Below are 17,345 nucleotides of genomic sequence, written 5' to 3' on the forward strand. Positions count from 1 at the left end.
GATGCAGGCACCTCGGTCTATCAGCCAGACCGAGGCGATGCTATCGCAGGCAAGCCAGCTCCCACACAAGCCAGCTCCCACAGGATTTTGTGGTGTTTTGAGGTTAGCGCACGACGCCTTCTTCCACCAACAACTTGAGAATCGCCTGGGCGCCCTCTTCCGGACTCACGCCCTTGAGCACTTGCCCGCCACCACCGCTGGCCTTGGCCGTCGCCGCCTTCATCCGGTCCGCACCGCTCTTGGCCTTGATCACCTTCAAGCGCTTGGGCCTAGGCTTAGCCGGTTGCAGCACGGCGTCGGTGAACAAATCATCCTCTTCAACCTCGACCTCATGGGCCGCCAGTTCACCGCGTTGCGCCGGACCATACGCGCTCTGCCGAGGCTTCGGTGCGGCGTTATCCACCGTTGCGAGGAACGGCAAGCGCACCTTCAACCGCCGCCGCTGACCGCGCGGCAACGCTTGCAGCACATGCGCCACACCGCCGTCGATGGACTCCACCTGCGCCAGCCCGACAATCAACGGCCAGCCCAATTGTTCCGCGAGCAAAAACGGCAACATGCCCGAGCCTTCGCCGGTTTCCGCCTGGCTGCCGGCAAGCACCACATGGGCACCGGCATCGCTCAGATAGTCGCTGAGCACCGGTAACGCATCGCTGCCGGCCGGTTGTTCCAGCACATGCAACTGCGGCAGGCCCATGCCCAGGTAACTGCGCAGGGTCGGCTCGTTGATATTGCCGGCGTGCAGCACCTGCAACTTATCCCCAGCCATCTGCAAACCCAGCTCGACCGCGCGTGCGTCTTGCTCGGCACGGCGCGGGCGCCCGGAAGTCGGGTGGGCGCCGATGGACACCAGACTGATTACATTCGTGGTCATGGCCAACTCCTTAAGCCGCATCGCGCTTGGCGCCGTTGCGGTAGGTCTCTACCGCAGCGATCAAGGCGTGCAGGATTGCGGCGCTGTCGCCGATCACCGACAGGTCGGCACGCTTGATCATGTCGCAACTCGGGTCGAGGTTGATCGCCACCACCTTGTCACAGGCACCAATGCCTTGCAGGTGCTGGATCGCCCCGGAAATACCCACCGCCACGTAGACCCGCGCGGTGACCCAGATACCGCTGGCGCCCACCTGGCGGTCGCGGGCCATAAAGCCGTCGTCCACGGCCACCCGTGACGCGCCTTCGGTGGCACCTAGGGCGGCGGCGGTCTGGTGGAACAGCGCCCAGTCCTTCACGCCGTTGCCGCCGGAGAAAATGAACTCGGCTTCGGCCATGGGGATCGCCGCCGGGTCCACCGCCACCGCACCGAGGTCTTCGATGCGCGGCAGGCTGCGTGCCAGGGGTGTGGATAACTCCACGGGCAACACTTCGTGGCGGGTTTCGCTGACCGGTTCCGCGCATTCCACCGCGGCGAGGATCAGGCGTGGCAGCGGGCGGGCCAAGTCTTCCTGGCCTGCGCCGGCACGGCCGATGCACTCGTCGCCCTTGATCTGCCACACCCGCGTCGCCGGGCGCTCCTTAAGGCTGGCGGCAAAGCGCCGACCCAATTCGCCGCCACCGCTGCGGCTATCCGGCAGCAACCAGTGACGTGGATTGAACTGGTTATCCACAGCGCGCAAACCTTGCACCCGTTGTTCCGGTGCATAACCGTCGAACTCATGGCCTTCCAGCACCAGCAGGCGATCGACACCGGCCGTGGCAAACGCGCTTTCCTTATGCTCGCCAAACACCACGGCGAGCACCGCGCCATCGCTGCCCGCGAGTTGTCGGGCGAGGCCGAGCAAGTCGCGGTCGTGGCTGCTCAAGCGGCCGCCGACCATGTCCGGCACCACGTTGATGTAGAACGCCGGCGCGGCAATCTGATGCAACGGCAACTGCACTTCCACCGCCGCCGTGCGCTTGGCCGCGCCGCCCTGCTGGGCGCCGCTGCGGTCGATGCGCTTGATGCCGTTGGGGCCGATAAAGCCGACGCCATGCACGTTCTTGCGGATGACGCCGTTAGGCCCCATCCAGCTGTGTTGCACCGGTTGCATCGCCGCATGCAGCGGGTGCAGGCGGTTGCGGGCGATCCATTCGGCCCGGGGGTCGCGGCGGATAATGTCGCTCATCAATGCACCTCCGCAGGTTCACGCTTTATGGGGGCTTTGGCAGGCGCGGCGTCTTCCAGCAAGGCATCAGCGACCAGTTCGGCAATGTCTTTAATCAAAGGTCTTGGCTCAACGACACCCTCAAGCATCGCCGTGCACTGTGGACAACCCACGGCCACCAGTTCGGCACCGGTTTCGCGGATGTCTTCCATGCGCATATCGGGGATGCGTTGCTTGCCGGGAATGTCGGTAATCGGCGCACCGCCACCACCGCCGCAGCAGCGTGAACGGAAGCCCGAGCGTTGCATCTCCTTGACCTCGATGCCCAGCGCGCGCAGCACCTGGCGCGGCGCCTCGTATTCGCCGTTGTAGCGGCCCAGGTAGCACGGGTCGTGATAGGTCACGCTATTGGCTTTGTGCTGCCCCAGGTTCAATGCGCCCTCGCCGATCAGCTCGGCCATGAAGGTGCTGTGGTGCTGCACCACGTAGTTGCCGTTGAAGGCGCCGTACTCGTTTTTCAGCACATGGAAACTGTGGGGATCGCAGGTGACGATGCGCTTGAAACTGTACTTGGCCAGGGTCTGGATATTGCGCGAAGCCAGCAACTGGAAGGTCGCTTCGTCGCCCAAGCGACGGGCCACGTCACCGCTGTCGCGTTCTTCCAGGCCGAGCACGGCGAAGTCGACATTCGCCGCCTTGAGCACTTTGACAAAGGCGCGCAGGGTACGTTGGTTGCGCATGTCGAAGGCACCGTCGCCGACCCAGAACAGCACCTCGCAGCTGCCCTTTTCGCTGAGCAACGGCAAGTTCAAATCCGCCGCCCAGTTCAAGCGACCGCCCGGTGCGAAGCCGCCGGGGTTGTCAGTGGCGATAAGGTTTTCGAGGACTTCAGCGCCTTTGTTCGGCGTAGCGCCTTTTTCCAGGGTGAGGTGGCGGCGCATGTCGACGATGGCGTCCACGTGCTCGATCATCATCGGGCACTCTTCCACACAGGCGCGGCAGGTGGTGCAGGACCACAGGGTCTCGGCGTCCACCAGACCGTTGACGATCGGCTGATGCGGGTTGCCACCGTGCTCGCCAATGGCTTTGCCCGGATACGGGCTGCCGGCAAACTTGGCATCGGTGCCACCGGCCAGGCCGACGACCATGTCCTGGATCAGTTTTTTCGGGTTCAGCGGCTGGCCGGCAGCAAAGGCCGGGCACGCGGCTTCGCACTTGCCGCATTGCACGCAGGCGTCGAAACCCAGCAGTTGGTTCCAGGTGAAATCCTTGGGTTTTTCCACGCCCAGGGGCGCGCTCTTGTCGCTCAGGTCCAGCGGTTTCAAACCGGTAGAACGGCCGCCGCCAAAGCGCTCGGCACGGCGGTGCCAGGCCAGGTGCAGGGCACCGGCGAAGGCGTGTTTCATCGGGCCGCCCCAGGTCATGCCGAAGAACATCTCGCTGACGCCCCACAACACACCCACGCTCAACAACGCCGCAAGCAGCCAGCCGCCGAAGTCCGCCGGCAGAATCCCGGCCACCGGCAAGGTCAGCAGGAAGAAGCTCACCGAGAACGCCATCAGGCTTTTCGGCAGGCGCATCCACGGGCCTTTGGACAGGCGTGACGGCGGGTTGCGCCGACGCAGGTAAACGAAGGTCGCGCCGACAAACATCAGCACCGAGGCCAGCAACAAGGCGTAGCCGAGGATGCGGTTATGTAAGCCGAAGCCGTGCACCAGGATGGCGAGCAAGGCCGACAGCACAAAGCCCAGCGCCGTGGCGACGTGGGTGTTGGCGATGTATTTGTCGCGGGCGACCACGTGGTGCAGGTCGACCATGTAGCGCTTGGGCATGGCCAGCAGGCCGCCCAGCAGGTCGACTTTGGACGCACGGCCACGGCGCCACATGTTTACCCGGCGCAGGGCGCCGAGGACGGCAAGGCCCAGGGCGGCGAACAATAAAATGGGAAGCAGGGTGTTCAACATGGTGAAGCTCCCAAAGACCTCGGGGTCTTGCAGGTCGAGATGCCTTGCTCAATTCCTGTGGGAGCGGGCTTGCCCGCGATTGCAGTGTGTCAGTCAACAAAGATGTTTACTGAACCACCGCTATCGCGGGCAAGCCCGCTCCCACAGGGTTCTCCACAAGCCGTCAGAAATCCTTGCAAAGGCGCAGGGCGTCATAGATCGCAGCGTGGGTGTTGCGCTGCGCCACGCAGTCGCCGATGCGGAACAGCAAGTAGCCGTCACCCGCTTCGCTCAGGCACGGCTGCGGCTTGATCGCGAACAGCGCCTCGACGTCCATCTGGCCCTTGTTGCGCGAGCCTTCCTTGAGGGCGTAGTAGATCGCTTCGTCCGGGCGCACGCCGTTTTCGACGACCACCTGGTCCACCACCCGCTCCTCTTTGGCGCCGGTGTATTCGTTCTCCAGCACCGCCACCAGCTTGTCGCCTTCGCGGTAGACCTTTTCCAGCATCATGTCGCCGGTCATGATCACTTCCTTGGGGTACATGCTGCGGTAGTAAGTCGGGAACGACGTACCGCCGATGGCCACGCCGGGCTTGATGTCGTCGGTGACGATCTCGACCTGGCTGCCTTTGTCCGCAAGGAAATCCGCCACCGACATGCCGGTGAATTCGCAGATGGTGTCGTAGACCAGTACGTTTTTGCCCGGCGCGACTTTGCCGTCGAGCACGTCCCAACTGCTGACCACCAGGCCTTCAGCGGCGCCCCAGTGTTCGTTCTGCTCCAGGAACGGATGCCCACCCACCGCCAGCACCACCACGTCCGGGCGCAGGTCGAGGATGGTCGCCGCATCAGCGGCCACGCCCAGGCGCAGGTCGACATTCAAGCGCGCCAGCTCCAACTGGAACCAGCGGGTGATCCCGGCAATCTGGTCACGCTGCGGCGCCTTGGACGCGGTGGTGATTTGCCCACCGATAAATTCTTTCTTCTCGAACAGCGTCACGTCATGGCCACGCTCGGCGGCGACGCGTGCAGCTTCCATCCCGGCCGGGCCGGCACCGACCACCACGACCTTGCGCTTGATCCCGGTGGTTTTCTCGATGATGTGCGGCACGCCCATGTATTCACGGGACGTCGCGGCGTTCTGGATGCACAGCACATCCAGGCCCTGGTATTGGCGGTCGATGCAGTAGTTGGCGCCGACGCACTGTTTGATCTGGTCGATCTGGCCCATCTTGATCTTGGCGATCAGGTGCGGGTCGGCCATGTGCGCACGGGTCATGCCGACCATGTCCACGTAGCCACCTTCCAGAATACGCGTGGCCTGGTTCGGGTCCTTGATGTTCTGCGCGTGCAGCACCGGCGCCTTGACCACTTCCTTGATCCCGGCGGCCAAGTGCAAGAATGGCTCCGGTGGATAACTCATGTTGGGGATAACGTTGGCCAGGGTGTTGTGGGTGTCGCAACCCGAGCCCACGACGCCGATGAAATCGAGCATGCCGGTGTCGTCGTAGTACTTGGCGATCTGTTTCATGTCCTCGTGGGACAAGCCGTCCGGGTGGAATTCGTCACCGCACAGGCGGATGCCCACGCAGAAATCCGGGCCGACTTCCTTGCGCACGGCCTTCAGCACTTCCAGGCCGAAACGCATGCGGTTTTCGAAGCTGCCGCCCCATTCGTCGGTGCGCTTGTTGACCCGTGGGCTCCAGAACTGGTCGATCATGTGCTGGTGCACGGCCGACAGTTCCACGCCGTCGAGGCCACCGGCTTTCGCGCGGCCAGCGGCGGCGGCGTAGTTGCCGATCACCCGCCAGATTTCTTCCGGCTCGATGGTCTTGCAGGTGGCACGGTGTACCGGCTCACGCACGCCGGACGGCGACATCAGGGTCGGCCAGTTGAAGCCATCCCAGCGCGAGCGACGGCCCATGTGGGTAATCTGGATCATGATCTTGGCGCCATGCTTGTGCATGGCGTCGGCCAGGTTCTGGAAGTGCGGGATGATGCGGTCGGTGGACAGGTTCACCGAACTCCACCATTCCTGCGGGCTGTCGATGGCCACGACGGACGAACCGCCACAGATCGCCAGGCCGATGCCGCCCTTGGCTTTCTCTTCGTAATAACGGATGTAGCGCTCGGTGGTCATGCCGCCGTCGGTGGCATACACCTCGGCGTGCGCGGTACTGAGCACGCGGTTGCGGATGGTCAGTTTGCCGATCTGGATCGGCGCAAACATTGCTTCGAAAGCCATGGCACGGTCCTCGGCTTACAACGGCTTGACGGTGAACAGGCCGTCATCGTGGCCCTCTTCGGAGCCTCCGTAGACTTGTTCGGCGACGGTGCGGATCTGGCTGCCGCGCGCTTGCAGAATCTGGTCCATGGCGCCGGCAAACCAGCCGGTGAACATGTAGTCCACCTTGCGTCCGACCTTGCCGTACACGTAGACAAAGGCGGAGTGTTCCAGCTTGACGCTGCAGGTGCCCTTGTCGAGGTCGATGTCCTGGATCTTGAACAGGCCCCAGCCGCGTTGCGACAGGCGTTTCATGTAGTGCTCGAATACGGCGACGCCTTCCAGGCCGTGGCATTCGGCTTCTTTTTCACACCAGTGCCAGGCGGATTTGTAGCCGGCCTTGTAGAGGATCTCGGCGTAGGCATCGGCGCCCAGGACTTCTTCAATACCGATGTGGTTGTTGACGAAAAAGTGGCGAGGTACGTACAGCATGGGCAGTGCGTCGGAGGTCCAGACACCGGTCTCGCTGTCGACTTCGATAGGTAATTGCGGGGCGATCTTGGCCATGGAAACTTAACTCCAGAAAATTTTTTAGTGTGGTGTTGCGCAGTGATGCGCTGGCTTATTCGCCCCAGACGTCCTTGAGGACGTTGACCCAGTTCTCGCCCATGATCTTGCGCACCACGCGTTCGCTGTGGCCGCGCTTGAGCAGGGTCTCGGTGAGGTTGGGGAACTCGCCCACGGTGCGGATGCCCAGTGGGTTGATGATCTTGCCGAAGCTGGTCAGGCGGCGGGCATAGCCCTTGTCATGGGTCAGCATTTCAAAGAAATCCTGGCCATGGCCCTGGGTAAAGTCGGTGCCGATGCCGATGGCGTCTTCGCCGACGATGTTCATGGTGTATTCGATGGCTTCGGCGTAGTCGTCGATGGTCGAATCGATGCCCTTGGCCAGGAACGGCGCGAACATGGTCACGCCGACAAAACCGCCGTGGTCCGCAATAAACTTAAGCTCTTCATCGGACTTGTTGCGCGGGTGCTCCTTGAGCCCGGACGGCAGGCAGTGGGAGTAGCACACCGGTTTTTTCGATTCGAGGATGACTTCTTCGCTGGTTTTGGAGCCGACGTGGGACAGGTCGCACATGATGCCAACGCGGTTCATCTCGGCGACGATCTCACGACCAAAACCCGACAGGCCGCCATCGCGCTCGTAGCAACCGGTGCCCACCAGGTTCTGGGTGTTGTAGCACATCTGCACCACGCCAACGCCGAGCTGCTTGAAGATCTCGACGTAGCCGAGTTGGTCTTCGAACGCATGGGCATTCTGGAAGCCGAAGATGATGCCGGTCTTGCCCAGTTCCTTGGCGCGGCGGATGTCGGCGGTGGTTTTCACCGGGATCACCAGGTCGCTGTTTTCACGGATCAGGGTCTGGCTGGCCACGATGTTATTGATGGTGGCCTGGAACCCTTCCCACACCGACACGGTGCAGTTGGCGGCGGTGAGGCCACCTTTGCGCATGTCCTCGAACAGGTCGCGGTTCCACTTGGCAATAATCAGCCCGTCGATAACGATGCTGTCGGCGTGCAATTCGGCTGGGCTCATCAGGCGTCCCCTTATTGGCGATTCATGCGCCGAATCGTCTGCCGGCGCTTTGGGGCCAGCATATGCCCAGGGGCAACCCGAGCCGGGTGCAAAAACGACAGGGGAATTGCCGAAAGCGTCAATCCACGACAAAGGCTGCTATGACAGCTCTGACTGGCGGCTGTTCTTTGTCCTACTCTTGGGCCAGAATTCCCGCATCAACTGATATGAGACGGCGCAATGAAATCGATTTTCCTGGCTTTGGCACTCATCGCAACCACCGCCCACGCGGCCGAAGACACCGACAGCACGCCCTGCGACGGCATCGAAAACGACAAGCAAACCCTGGAATGCGCCACCTACAACAAAACCACCGCCGAACAACTGCTCAAGGATAACTATCAGGGCCTGTTGGAACGCATGGCGTCGACCTACGGCAGCGACAAGACCAAGCTGGCGGACATTACCGCTCGTCTGAAGGATGCCCAGCAGAAGTGGGAAAAACTGCGGGATGCCGATTGCGCCGTGGACACCTTCCCGGCAGTCAACGGCACCAAGGCCTACGCGATTGCGGTAAATGATTGCCTGGCGCGGATGAGTGATGAGCGGTCGGAGTTTTTGGAGTCGATCGGGCAGGAATAAGCGACAATCCCCGGCACTTTCTTTCTGAACCAAGGCTACTCATGACTATCTGCGGCATCGAAATCAAAGGCAGCGAAGCCATCATCGCCGTCGCCTCCCTGGACAACCAGGCGCTGACCCATGTCGCCCTGGCCACCAAGAAAATCGCCCTCGAAGACGATGATGAAGCGGCCAACGTCAAAGCCTTTGCCGCCCAGGTGAAGGCGTTTGTGCAGGCCAACGGCATCGAGCGGATTGCGATCAAGAAGCGCAGCAAGAAGGGTGAGTTTGCCGGTGGGCCGACTACGTTCAAGATCGAGGGTGTATTTCAATTGCTGGACGGTGTGGAGGTGACGTTGTTGTCGCCGCAGACCATCAACGCGCAGAACAAGAAGCACAACTTTGAGCTGCCAGCGAGCCTGAACAAATACCAGCATGAGGCCTACAAAGCCGCCTGCTCGGCGCTGCTGAAGAAATAAGCCACACCGAGTATCCATGTGGGAGCTGGCTTGCCTGCGATAGCGATGTATCAAATGGCATTTGTGGTGCTGACCCACCGCCATCGCAGGCAAGCCAGCTCCCACATTTGTCCTGCGTTGTCTTTTAGAGGGATGTCTGGCGCTTGTGCAGCAGCCACTCGCCGAACGACTTGTCTTCCAGGGCATAGCCTCCCCGACTCGACTTCCAGACCAGCTCCTTGTCGCGCAAGGCATCGATACAAGCCTGAATAGTCTGGGTGCCCGGCACCACGTCACTGCCCATGTCTTCCAGCGCCTTGCTCACCGCCGTGACAGTACTGTCGGTAAACGGTGCGAAGGGTTCGTTGCTTTGCGAACGCTCCACCATCACTTCCAGCACCGCACGCTGAGGGATGGTCAGGGCATTCCAGGCACTTTCGAATTCGGTCCACACGCCAGCACGCAGCGATTCGGCGCGACTGTGCAGCAATTGACCCAGGTTACTCGCCTCACCCAATTCAAGTGCCACTTCACCCAGGATGGTGCGCAACATCTCCGGACGACGGCCCACTAGCTCAAAGACTTCATCAATGTCAGCCGCGTTGAACTGGTTGGTCTCGGCCAACAGCGCGTTGATATACACCGTGTACGCCTCAGTAAACTCTCTGCCCAACAGCGGAAACGGCGTGATGCTGGAGCCAAAGAATGGCTGGCTTTTGCCTAATACCAAATGGGCCAGCTTGTCGCGATTGGAGCCGGTGAACACCAGATACAAGCCGCTGCCTTCCTCGTCGCGGCCTTGGTTGAGCTGGTCCCGGGCAGCCTTCAGCGCAAACATCGCGTTGATACCAGACTCGCTGGTGAGTGCATGCTGTGCTTCATCTATCACCAGCACGACGGTTTTTTCTGCCGCGCTGTGAAGCAGTTCCAAAGCCTGGGTCAGCGTTGCACCGACCGGCAACTGTGGCTTGGTAAAGTCCCAGGACAAGGTACGCAGAAAGCTTAGCTTCTCGATTCCCATGTTCTTCGCCAGCTTGCGAATACCCTTTTCATAGGGAACCAGTGCTGCGGCAATCGCGCTGGCAATCAACTCTGCAGGGTCTTTTTCTTTATCAGCCCACAGATCGACATACACGGTCATCCAGCCCCGGAGCTGGCACTCCGGGATCAGGTCTTCGCGCAAAAAGGTGCTTTTACCGGTACGACGCGGCGCCGCGAGAAACAGGCCAGACGTGAAATCCTGAATACCAGCCCCCACCAAGCCGTCGGCAATGCTGCTGGCCAGGGTGGGACGGCGGAACACGAAGCCGTTGTTCTTGGACATGTTTTTATACCCAATTATTGGAAGGACTATAAATTATAGTCGCGAGTATAATTGACTATAATTGCTCGTCAAACCACCTCCCGTCGCCGATCCTCCCTCGGACATTTCGCAAACCGCGCCCGATAACTGCGGGTGAAATACGACGGCGATTCAAACCCGCAGGCAATGCTCACCTCCAGCACGCTCATGTCGCTCTGGCGCAACAGCTGCCGGGCTTTTTCCAGGCGCAGGCCGAGGTAGAAGTTGCTTGGGGTGTCGTTCAGGTGCAGGCGAAACAGGCGCTCCAACTGGCGCCGCGTGACCTTGATCGCTTCGGCCAACGCCAGGGTGGTCAGCGGCGGTTCGGTGTGTTGTTCCATCTCGCCGATCACCTGCACCAGTTTCTTGTTGTTGATGCCGTAGCGCGTGGCGATCTGCATGCGCTGGTGGTCTTTGCGTGGGCGGATGCGCCCGAGTACGAATTGTTCCGACACCTGGATCGCCAGCTCCGGGCCGTGGGCCTGGGCGATCAGGTCGAGCAGCAGGTCGATGGACGCGGTGCCGCCGGCGCAGGTGATGCGGCGGCGGTCGATCTCGAACAGTTCCTGGGTCACGCTGAGGTGCGGGTAGGATTCCTTGAAGGCGTCGATGGCTTCCCAGTGCAGGGTCAGGCGGTAGCCGTCAAGCAGGCCCGCTTCGGCGAGGACGCAGGCGCCGGTGTCGATGGCGCCGAGGGTCACGCCGTCGTGGTCGAGGCGGCGCAGCCAGTGTTCCAGTGCCGGCGTGGCGAACTTCAACGGTTCAAAACCGGCGACCACGAGTAAGGTCGCGCCCTTTTTCAGCGGCTCCAGCGCCGCTTCGGCGTTGACCGACATGCCATTGCTCGCCAATACCGCGCCGCCATCGGCGCTCAGCACGTGCCAGCGGTACAGCTCGCCACGAAAGCGATTGGCCACCCTTAGCGGCTCAAGGGCGGAGATAAAGCCGATGGCCGAGAAGCCCGGCATCAGCAGAAAGTAGAAGTCCTGGGACATGGTGGCGCTCTCGTCGGGCGGGCAGCGTGGCACTGTGATACTCCCGTTCGCGGCGGGTTTCAAGAGGACAGGTCGCTGCAGTGCAAGAGTCGGTCGCCGCCGTGCGTTTTGCCGCCCGCCAAGCTGCGTAACGTGGCGTCACGGTGCACAAAGACACCGGCCCCCACAATAACGACCTGCCGAGGGACCCACCATGAACCGACTGTTACTCGCACTCAGCGCCAGCGCCATTTTCAGTACCAACGTCATGGCGGCCGACGCGGCATCCTGCCAGAACGTGCGCATGGGCGTGGTGAACTGGACCGACGTGATCGCCACCAGCGCCATGACCCAAGTGCTGCTCGACGGCCTCGGCTACAAGACCAAACAGACCAGCGCCTCCCAGCAAATCATCTTCGCCGGCATCCGCGACCAGCGCCTGGACCTGTTCCTTGGCTACTGGAACCCGCTGATGACCCAGACCATCACGCCGTTCGTCGACGCCAAGCAGGTCAAGGTCCTCGACAAACCGAGCCTGGAAGACGCGCGCGCCACCCTCGCCGTGCCGACGTATCTGGCGGACAAGGGCCTGAAAACCTTCGCCGATATCGCCAAATTCGACAAAGAGCTGGGCGGCAAGATCTACGGCATCGAGCCCGGCTCGGGCGCCAATACGCAGATCAAGGCGATGATCGCCAAGAACCAGTTCGGCCTGGGCAAATTCCAACTGGTGGAGTCCAGCGAGGCCGGCATGCTCGCCGCCGTGGACCGCGCGGTGCGGCGCAAGGAAGCCGTGGTGTTCTTCGGCTGGGCGCCGCACCCGATGAACGTCAACGTCGCCATGACCTACCTCAGCGGCAGCGACGACGCCCTGGGCCCGAACGAAGGCATGGCCACCGTATGGAGCGTCACGTCGCCGACCTACGCCGAGCAGTGCCCCAACGTGCACAAATTGCTGACCAACCTGACGTTCACCGCCGCCGACGAGAGCCGGATGATGCAGCCGTTGCTGGATCACAAAGACGCGATCGAGTCCGCCAAGCAGTGGCTCAAGGATCACCCGCAAGACCAGCAGCGCTGGCTGGAAGGCGTGACCACCTTTGACGGCAAGCCCGCTGCGGCCAACCTGCAACTGACCAGCAAGTAAACCCATTTCAATCACCGTTTCGCGGTCACTGTCGACCGCGAACGGCATCACCACGCCTGTAAGGAACCGCCAAATGAATCACGACGTCATCATCACCTGCGCACTCACCGGTGCTGGCGACACGACCAGCCGCAGCCCCCACGTGCCGGTCACTCCCAAACAAATCGCCGCTGCTGCGGTGGAAGCCGCCAAGGCCGGCGCCACGGTTGTGCATTGCCACGTGCGCGACCCCGAAACCGGCAAGTTCAGCCGCGACGTCGCCCTGTACCGCGAAGTGATGGAGCGCATCCGCGAGGCCGACATCGACATCATCGTCAACCTCACGGCGGGCATGGGCGGCGACCTGGAGATCGGCGCCGGTGAAAACCCGATGGAGTTCGGCCCCAACACCGACCTGGTCGGCCCGTTGACGCGCCTGGCCCACGTCGAGGAGCTGCTGCCGGAAATCTGCACCCTGGACTGCGGCACCCTCAACTTCGGTGATGGCGACACCATCTACGTGTCCACCCCGGCCCAACTGCGGGCCGGCGCCAAACGTATCCAGGAATTGGGCGTGAAGCCCGAGCTGGAAATCTTCGACACCGGCCACCTGTGGTTTGCCAAGCAGCTGATCAAGGAAGGCCTGCTCGACAACCCGCTGTTCCAACTGTGCCTGGGCATCCCGTGGGGCGCGCCGGCCGACACCACCACCATGAAAGCCATGGTCGACAACCTGCCCGCCGACGCCGTGTGGGCCGGCTTCGGCATCGGCCGCATGCAAATGCCGATGGCCGCGCAAGCGGTGCTGCTGGGCGGCAACGTGCGGGTCGGGTTGGAAGACAACCTGTGGTTGGACAAGGGTGTGCTGGCGACCAACGGGCAACTGGTGGAACGCGCCAGTGAAATCCTTAGCCGCCTGGGTGCGCGAGTCCTCACCCCAGCCGAAGGCCGAATCAAGATGGGCCTGACCCAACGCGGCTAACCCCTTGCAGAAACCGGATTAAAAATGTGGGAGCGGGCTTGCTCGCGAATGCGGTGGGTCAGTACCGAATGCATCAACTGACACACCGCATTCGCGAGCAAGCCCGCTCCCACAAGGGATCACCGAACTCTTTAGGAATGTCGTCATGAGCTTTATCACCGAAATCAAAACCTTCGCCGCCCTCGGCAGCGGTGTCATCGGCAGCGGCTGGGTCTCCCGCGCCCTCGCCCACGGCCTGGATGTGGTCGCCTGGGACCCCGCGCCCGGCGCCGAAGCCGCCCTGCGCAAACGCGTCGCCAACGCCTGGGGCGCCCTGGAAAAACAAGGCCTGGCACCCGGTGCATCGCAGGACCGCCTGCGCTTCGTCGCCACCATCGAGGCGTGCGTAAAAGACGCTGACTTCATCCAGGAAAGCGCCCCGGAACGCCTGGAGTTGAAGCTGGAATTGCACAGCAAGATCAGCGCCGCCGCCAAGCCGAACGCGTTGATCGGCTCCAGCACCTCCGGCCTGCTGCCGAGTGAATTCTACGAGGGCTCGACCCACCCGGAACGCTGCGTGGTCGGCCACCCGTTCAACCCGGTCTACCTGCTGCCGCTGGTGGAAGTGGTGGGCGGTAAAAACACGGCGCCAGCAGCCGTTCAAGCGGCGATCAAGGTGTACGAATCCCTCGGCATGCGCCCGCTGCATGTGCGCAAGGAAGTCCCGGGGTTTATCGCCGACCGCCTGCTCGAAGCCCTCTGGCGCGAGGCGCTGCACCTGGTGAACGACGGCGTGGCGACCACCGGCGAAATCGACGACGCGATCCGATTTGGCGCCGGGCTGCGCTGGTCGTTCATGGGCACGTTCCTCACCTACACTCTCGCGGGTGGCGATGCCGGCATGCGCCACTTCATGGCGCAGTTCGGCCCGGCGTTGCAGTTGCCGTGGACGTATTTGCCAGCGCCGGAATTGACCGACAAGTTGATTGACGATGTGGTCGACGGCACCAGCGATCAGCTAGGCAAACACAGCATTTCCGCGCTGGAGCGCTATCGTGATGATTGCCTGTTGGCGGTGCTGGAAGCAGTAAAAACCACCAAGGCCAGACACGGCATGAGCTTCGCCGAATGACTAATGTGGGAGCTGGCTTGCCTGCGATAGCGGTGCAAGATTCACCACCGCTATCGCAGGCAAGCCAGCTCCCACATTTTTGACCGCGTTTCTGATCCAGGATTAATGCCATGCCTGCACTGACAACTTACACCACCGCCATCCACCCCGACTGGGTCGACTACAACGGCCATCTGCGCGACGCGTTCTACCTGCTGATCTTCAGCTACGCCACCGACGCCCTTATGGACACCCTCGGCCTCGACAGCGAAAACCGCGAAGCCAGCGGCCATTCGCTGTTCACCCTGGAACTGCACCTGAACTACCTGCACGAAGTGAAACTCGGTGCCGAGGTCGAGGTGCATACCCAACTGATCGACCATGACGCCAAGCGCCTGCACCTCTATCACAGCCTGCATCTGGTGGGGGATGAAAAGGAGCTGGCCGGCAACGAGCAAATGCTGCTCCACGTCGACCTCGCCGGGCCACATGCGGCGCCGTTTACCGAGGCGTCATTGCAACGCCTGTCGACGCTCAGCCAAGAGCAAGCCGACCTGCCGCGCCCTGCGCTGCTCGGCCGGGTCATCGGCATAAAAAAAGCCCCGATCAAGCCGTGACAAGATCGAGGCAGAATGTTTTGTGTGAGCGGTACATCCCGAGGGTGACCAAACCTTCAAGCTGCTTGCTTGAGCTCAGTGTGCCTATTACTTGTGTCGGTAAATGGCCCGAAAACGACATGCCCATAGCCATCTGAGGCATTCGCGCAATCTGCCCTTGCCGACCGGTTGAGCGGCTACCAGAATCCAGGTCAAACCCCGCTCCCTTCACCAGGATAAAACGTCATGATGCATGCGGATTTGATTGATCAGGATGACCTGCTGGGCCAGTTGCGCTCACTGGGTTTTGAGGTTTCCAGCGGCTCTACCGCCGAGCAGGCCTGCGAGTGTGCGGTACGCGGTTTGAGCGAAGCGCGGGCCAAGGCGCTCAAGGGCATGGTTGAGCAGATGTACACCGGCAGTGCGACGATCTTGCCGGCGGTGAGGCAGGCGATTGATAAGCAGTTGTTGCCGGCGCTTGTGCAGTTCAAGCAGAACTCTGGGGCCTGATACACCGCTATCGCAGGCAAGCCAGCTCCCACAGTTGGAATGTATTCATATTTGGAATGCATTCCCCTGTGGGAGCTGGCTTGCCTGCGATGAAAGCAACTCGGTCTAGAGCCGAACGCTGGCAAATGTCGATTCGTTCCTGGCCTGGCTCAACGCCGACAACGGCCCCGACAACGGTGACAACACCAGTGCCTGCGGAATCGGCATCATCGCCACCTGCTGGGTGGTGTTGGAGCCCACGCGCTCATCCCGCGGCGGAATGCCGAAGTATTCGCGGTAGCACTTGGAGAAGTGCGGCGTGGAGACAAACCCGCACACCGACGCCACTTCGATGATCGACATCGGCGTTTGCTTGAGCAACTGCCGCGCACGGATCAGGCGCAGCTTCAGGTAATAACGCGACGGCGAGCAGTGCAGGTATTTCTGGAACAGCCGCTCCAGCTGGCGCCGCGACACGGCGACGTACACCGCCAGTTCGTCGAGGTCGATCGGTTCTTCCAGGTTGGCTTCCATCAGCGCGACGATTTCCTGCAGCTTCGGCTGGTTGGTGCCGAGCATGTGCTTGAGCGGCACACGCTGGTGATCCTGTTCGTTGCGGATGCGTTCGTACACAAACATCTCGGAGATCGCGGCGGACAATTCACGCCCGTGATCGCGGCTGATCAGGTGCAGCATCATGTCCAGCGGCGCGGTGCCGCCGGAACTGGTGAAACGGTTGCGGTCGAGGGTGAACAGGCGTGTGCTCATGGCCACGCGGGGGAAGGCTTCCTGCATCGACGCCAGGCATTCCCAGTGCACGCTGCAATCAAAGCCGTCGAGCAGACCGGCGCACGCCAGGGCCCAACTGCCGGTGCACACCGCGCCCAAGCGGCGCGATTGGCGGGCCTGGCTTTGCAGCCACGACACGTGTTCCCGGGTAACGGTGCGCTGGATCCCCACGCCGCCGCAGACGATCACGGTGTCCAGGGCCGGGGCTTTGTGCATGGAGGCATCGGGGGTGATTTGCAGGCCGTCGCTGGCCCACACCTGGTTGCCATCGACACTCAAGGTTGTCCAGCGATACAGCTCGCGGCCGGACAGCTGGTTGGCCATGCGCAGGGGTTCGACTGCGGACGCCAGGGAAATCAGCGTGAAATTGTCCAGCAGCAAAAAGCCGATGGATTGAGGCGCACGGTTCTGGGGTTGAGCCCCGGAGTTGAACGACGTCATCACAGTATCTCCTCACACAAAGCGGGTGATGGCCTCAGGCGAGGCTCTTGTTATTGCGCTCTTCAACCGGCGAGGCGAGAGGCTTTGAATTGGTAGAGCAATTGCCATGCCTAAAATTGAATGGCCGTCCAATAACTCCTAAAAACGACGTTTTGACGCGTCTATATAAGCCCGTGTCGCAAGTGCGGGTATAACCGGAAAACGACGTAGGAACGTGCCCGCTCAAGGGGTGTGAGCAGATCGGTAGCACTTGTGGGAAGGCGCTTTGCGGGCGTGGGACAAGTCTGTCACCGCTGGCACGGGTGACGGATGGTTAGGCAGGAAATCGTTTGGGAGCTACTTATCTGTTTGCGACGCGCTAAAAGGTGGCGCTTTTGGCTTGGGCGTTCACTTTGTGAGCAGTGTTGTCTGGACTATCGCTATCGCAGGCAAGCCAGCTCCCACAGTCGACCGCGTTTAACCTGAAGGAACACGGTCGACTGTGGGAGCTGGCTTGAACTGGTCCAGTAATTTCGGACATTCTTTTCGGTTCTCACGCTGCTAGCTTTTCCGCCGCTATCGGTGAGTGATAACCGTTGTAGCTGTGGCGCCTTACGCTGTTGTATCG

General features: G+C 61.7%; 16 protein-coding genes. 7 read left to right on the top strand and 9 right to left on the bottom strand.

What is annotated here, in order from left to right; all coding sequences use genetic code 11:
* Window positions 1-103: 103 nt before the first annotated feature.
* From J1G37_RS25740 to J1G37_RS25765, 6 genes are all read right to left on the bottom strand, one after another.
* Window positions 104-874 carry an electron transfer flavoprotein subunit beta gene (locus J1G37_RS25740; RefSeq protein WP_207046284.1) on the bottom strand — a complete coding sequence of 257 codons (771 nt, stop codon included), beginning with the start codon at window positions 872-874 and terminating at the stop codon, window positions 104-106.
* Between the two features lie 10 nt (window positions 875-884).
* Window positions 885-2,105, bottom strand: a complete 1,221-nt coding sequence (locus J1G37_RS25745; RefSeq protein WP_207046286.1) for an electron transfer flavoprotein subunit alpha/FixB family protein — start codon at window positions 2,103-2,105, stop codon at window positions 885-887.
* On the bottom strand, window positions 2,105-4,048 hold the full coding sequence (gene dgcB / locus J1G37_RS25750) for a dimethylglycine demethylation protein DgcB (RefSeq protein WP_207046288.1): 1,944 nt from the start codon (window positions 4,046-4,048) through the stop codon (window positions 2,105-2,107). Before dgcB ends, J1G37_RS25745 begins: the two co-directional genes overlap by 1 nt.
* 163 nt (window positions 4,049-4,211) lie before the next feature.
* The gene (gene dgcA, locus J1G37_RS25755) at window positions 4,212-6,272 is read right to left on the bottom strand and encodes a dimethylglycine demethylation protein DgcA (protein WP_207046290.1); all 2,061 of its coding nucleotides are present in this window, start codon (window positions 6,270-6,272) and stop codon (window positions 4,212-4,214) included.
* Window positions 6,273-6,287: 15 nt separating this feature from the next.
* Window positions 6,288-6,818 (bottom strand): DUF5943 domain-containing protein, encoded by a 531-nt coding sequence (locus J1G37_RS25760; protein WP_033898043.1) that lies wholly within the window; start codon window positions 6,816-6,818, stop codon window positions 6,288-6,290.
* A 55-nt stretch (window positions 6,819-6,873) separates the two neighbouring features.
* A complete protein-coding gene (locus J1G37_RS25765; RefSeq protein ID WP_207046292.1) occupies window positions 6,874-7,851 on the bottom strand; it encodes a dipeptidase in 978 nt (325 codons plus the stop codon).
* A 219-nt stretch (window positions 7,852-8,070) separates the two neighbouring features.
* Between J1G37_RS25765 and J1G37_RS25770 the strand changes: the two genes are divergently transcribed.
* Window positions 8,071-8,472, top strand: coding sequence for a lysozyme inhibitor LprI family protein (locus J1G37_RS25770; RefSeq protein ID WP_207046294.1), 402 nt, complete (start codon window positions 8,071-8,073; stop codon window positions 8,470-8,472).
* 41 nt (window positions 8,473-8,513) lie between these two features.
* Window positions 8,514-8,930 (top strand): DUF3010 family protein, encoded by a 417-nt coding sequence (locus tag J1G37_RS25775; RefSeq protein ID WP_207046295.1) that lies wholly within the window; start codon window positions 8,514-8,516, stop codon window positions 8,928-8,930.
* A 124-nt stretch (window positions 8,931-9,054) separates the two neighbouring features.
* Here the strand turns inward: J1G37_RS25775 and J1G37_RS25780 are convergent, their stop codons facing one another.
* Window positions 9,055-10,233: an AAA family ATPase gene (locus J1G37_RS25780; RefSeq protein ID WP_207046297.1), complete on the bottom strand. Its 1,179-nt coding sequence runs from the start codon at window positions 10,231-10,233 to the stop codon at window positions 9,055-9,057.
* A 68-nt stretch (window positions 10,234-10,301) separates the two neighbouring features.
* Window positions 10,302-11,246: a GlxA family transcriptional regulator gene (locus J1G37_RS25785; RefSeq protein WP_207046308.1), complete on the bottom strand. Its 945-nt coding sequence runs from the start codon at window positions 11,244-11,246 to the stop codon at window positions 10,302-10,304.
* Between the two features lie 193 nt (window positions 11,247-11,439).
* On the opposite strand from J1G37_RS25785, the gene J1G37_RS25790 reads away from it, so the two are divergent.
* The 5 genes from J1G37_RS25790 to J1G37_RS25810 all read left to right on the top strand — a co-directional run bounded on the left by J1G37_RS25790 (window position 11,440) and on the right by J1G37_RS25810 (window position 15,529).
* Window positions 11,440-12,372 carry a choline ABC transporter substrate-binding protein gene (locus J1G37_RS25790; RefSeq protein WP_124527211.1) on the top strand — a complete coding sequence of 311 codons (933 nt, stop codon included), beginning with the start codon at window positions 11,440-11,442 and terminating at the stop codon, window positions 12,370-12,372.
* A gap of 73 nt (window positions 12,373-12,445) precedes the next feature.
* Entirely contained in the window at window positions 12,446-13,333 is an 888-nt protein-coding gene (locus J1G37_RS25795) for a 3-keto-5-aminohexanoate cleavage protein (RefSeq protein WP_207046300.1), read from the top strand.
* A 145-nt stretch (window positions 13,334-13,478) separates the two neighbouring features.
* Entirely contained in the window at window positions 13,479-14,444 is a 966-nt protein-coding gene (locus J1G37_RS25800; RefSeq protein WP_207046302.1) for an L-carnitine dehydrogenase, read from the top strand.
* Between the two features lie 110 nt (window positions 14,445-14,554).
* On the top strand, window positions 14,555-15,040 hold the full coding sequence (locus J1G37_RS25805) for a thioesterase family protein (protein ID WP_207046304.1): 486 nt from the start codon (window positions 14,555-14,557) through the stop codon (window positions 15,038-15,040).
* A 225-nt stretch (window positions 15,041-15,265) separates the two neighbouring features.
* Entirely contained in the window at window positions 15,266-15,529 is a 264-nt protein-coding gene (locus J1G37_RS25810) for a hypothetical protein (protein WP_017735989.1), read from the top strand.
* Between the two features lie 105 nt (window positions 15,530-15,634).
* Here the strand turns inward: J1G37_RS25810 and J1G37_RS25815 are convergent, their stop codons facing one another.
* Entirely contained in the window at window positions 15,635-16,738 is a 1,104-nt protein-coding gene (locus J1G37_RS25815; protein ID WP_003216915.1) for a GlxA family transcriptional regulator, read from the bottom strand.
* Window positions 16,739-17,345: the final 607 nt, after the last annotated feature.

Source organism: Pseudomonas sp. Marseille-Q1929, assembly GCF_017316265.1.
Classification (GTDB): domain Bacteria; phylum Pseudomonadota; class Gammaproteobacteria; order Pseudomonadales; family Pseudomonadaceae; genus Aquipseudomonas.

Excerpts from the sequence above, each read along its gene's own strand:
- dgcA (WP_207046290.1), bottom strand. The coding sequence starts at position 6,272 with ATGGCTTTCGAAGCAATGTTTGCGCCGATCCAGATCGGCAAACTGACC.
- J1G37_RS25800 (WP_207046302.1), top strand. The coding sequence starts at position 13,479 with ATGAGCTTTATCACCGAAATCAAAACCTTCGCCGCCCTCGGCAGCGGT.
- J1G37_RS25810 (WP_017735989.1), top strand. The coding sequence starts at position 15,266 with ATGATGCATGCGGATTTGATTGATCAGGATGACCTGCTGGGCCAGTTG.
- J1G37_RS25745 (WP_207046286.1), bottom strand. The coding sequence starts at position 2,105 with ATGAGCGACATTATCCGCCGCGACCCCCGGGCCGAATGGATCGCCCGC.
- J1G37_RS25805 (WP_207046304.1), top strand. The coding sequence starts at position 14,555 with ATGCCTGCACTGACAACTTACACCACCGCCATCCACCCCGACTGGGTC.
- J1G37_RS25775 (WP_207046295.1), top strand. The coding sequence starts at position 8,514 with ATGACTATCTGCGGCATCGAAATCAAAGGCAGCGAAGCCATCATCGCC.
- J1G37_RS25795 (WP_207046300.1), top strand. The coding sequence starts at position 12,446 with ATGAATCACGACGTCATCATCACCTGCGCACTCACCGGTGCTGGCGAC.
- J1G37_RS25785 (WP_207046308.1), bottom strand. The coding sequence starts at position 11,246 with ATGTCCCAGGACTTCTACTTTCTGCTGATGCCGGGCTTCTCGGCCATC.
- J1G37_RS25790 (WP_124527211.1), top strand. The coding sequence starts at position 11,440 with ATGAACCGACTGTTACTCGCACTCAGCGCCAGCGCCATTTTCAGTACC.
- dgcB (WP_207046288.1), bottom strand. The coding sequence starts at position 4,048 with ATGTTGAACACCCTGCTTCCCATTTTATTGTTCGCCGCCCTGGGCCTT.
- J1G37_RS25740 (WP_207046284.1), bottom strand. The coding sequence starts at position 874 with ATGACCACGAATGTAATCAGTCTGGTGTCCATCGGCGCCCACCCGACT.
- J1G37_RS25780 (WP_207046297.1), bottom strand. The coding sequence starts at position 10,233 with ATGTCCAAGAACAACGGCTTCGTGTTCCGCCGTCCCACCCTGGCCAGC.
- J1G37_RS25815 (WP_003216915.1), bottom strand. The coding sequence starts at position 16,738 with ATGACGTCGTTCAACTCCGGGGCTCAACCCCAGAACCGTGCGCCTCAA.
- J1G37_RS25760 (WP_033898043.1), bottom strand. The coding sequence starts at position 6,818 with ATGGCCAAGATCGCCCCGCAATTACCTATCGAAGTCGACAGCGAGACC.
- J1G37_RS25770 (WP_207046294.1), top strand. The coding sequence starts at position 8,071 with ATGAAATCGATTTTCCTGGCTTTGGCACTCATCGCAACCACCGCCCAC.
- J1G37_RS25765 (WP_207046292.1), bottom strand. The coding sequence starts at position 7,851 with ATGAGCCCAGCCGAATTGCACGCCGACAGCATCGTTATCGACGGGCTG.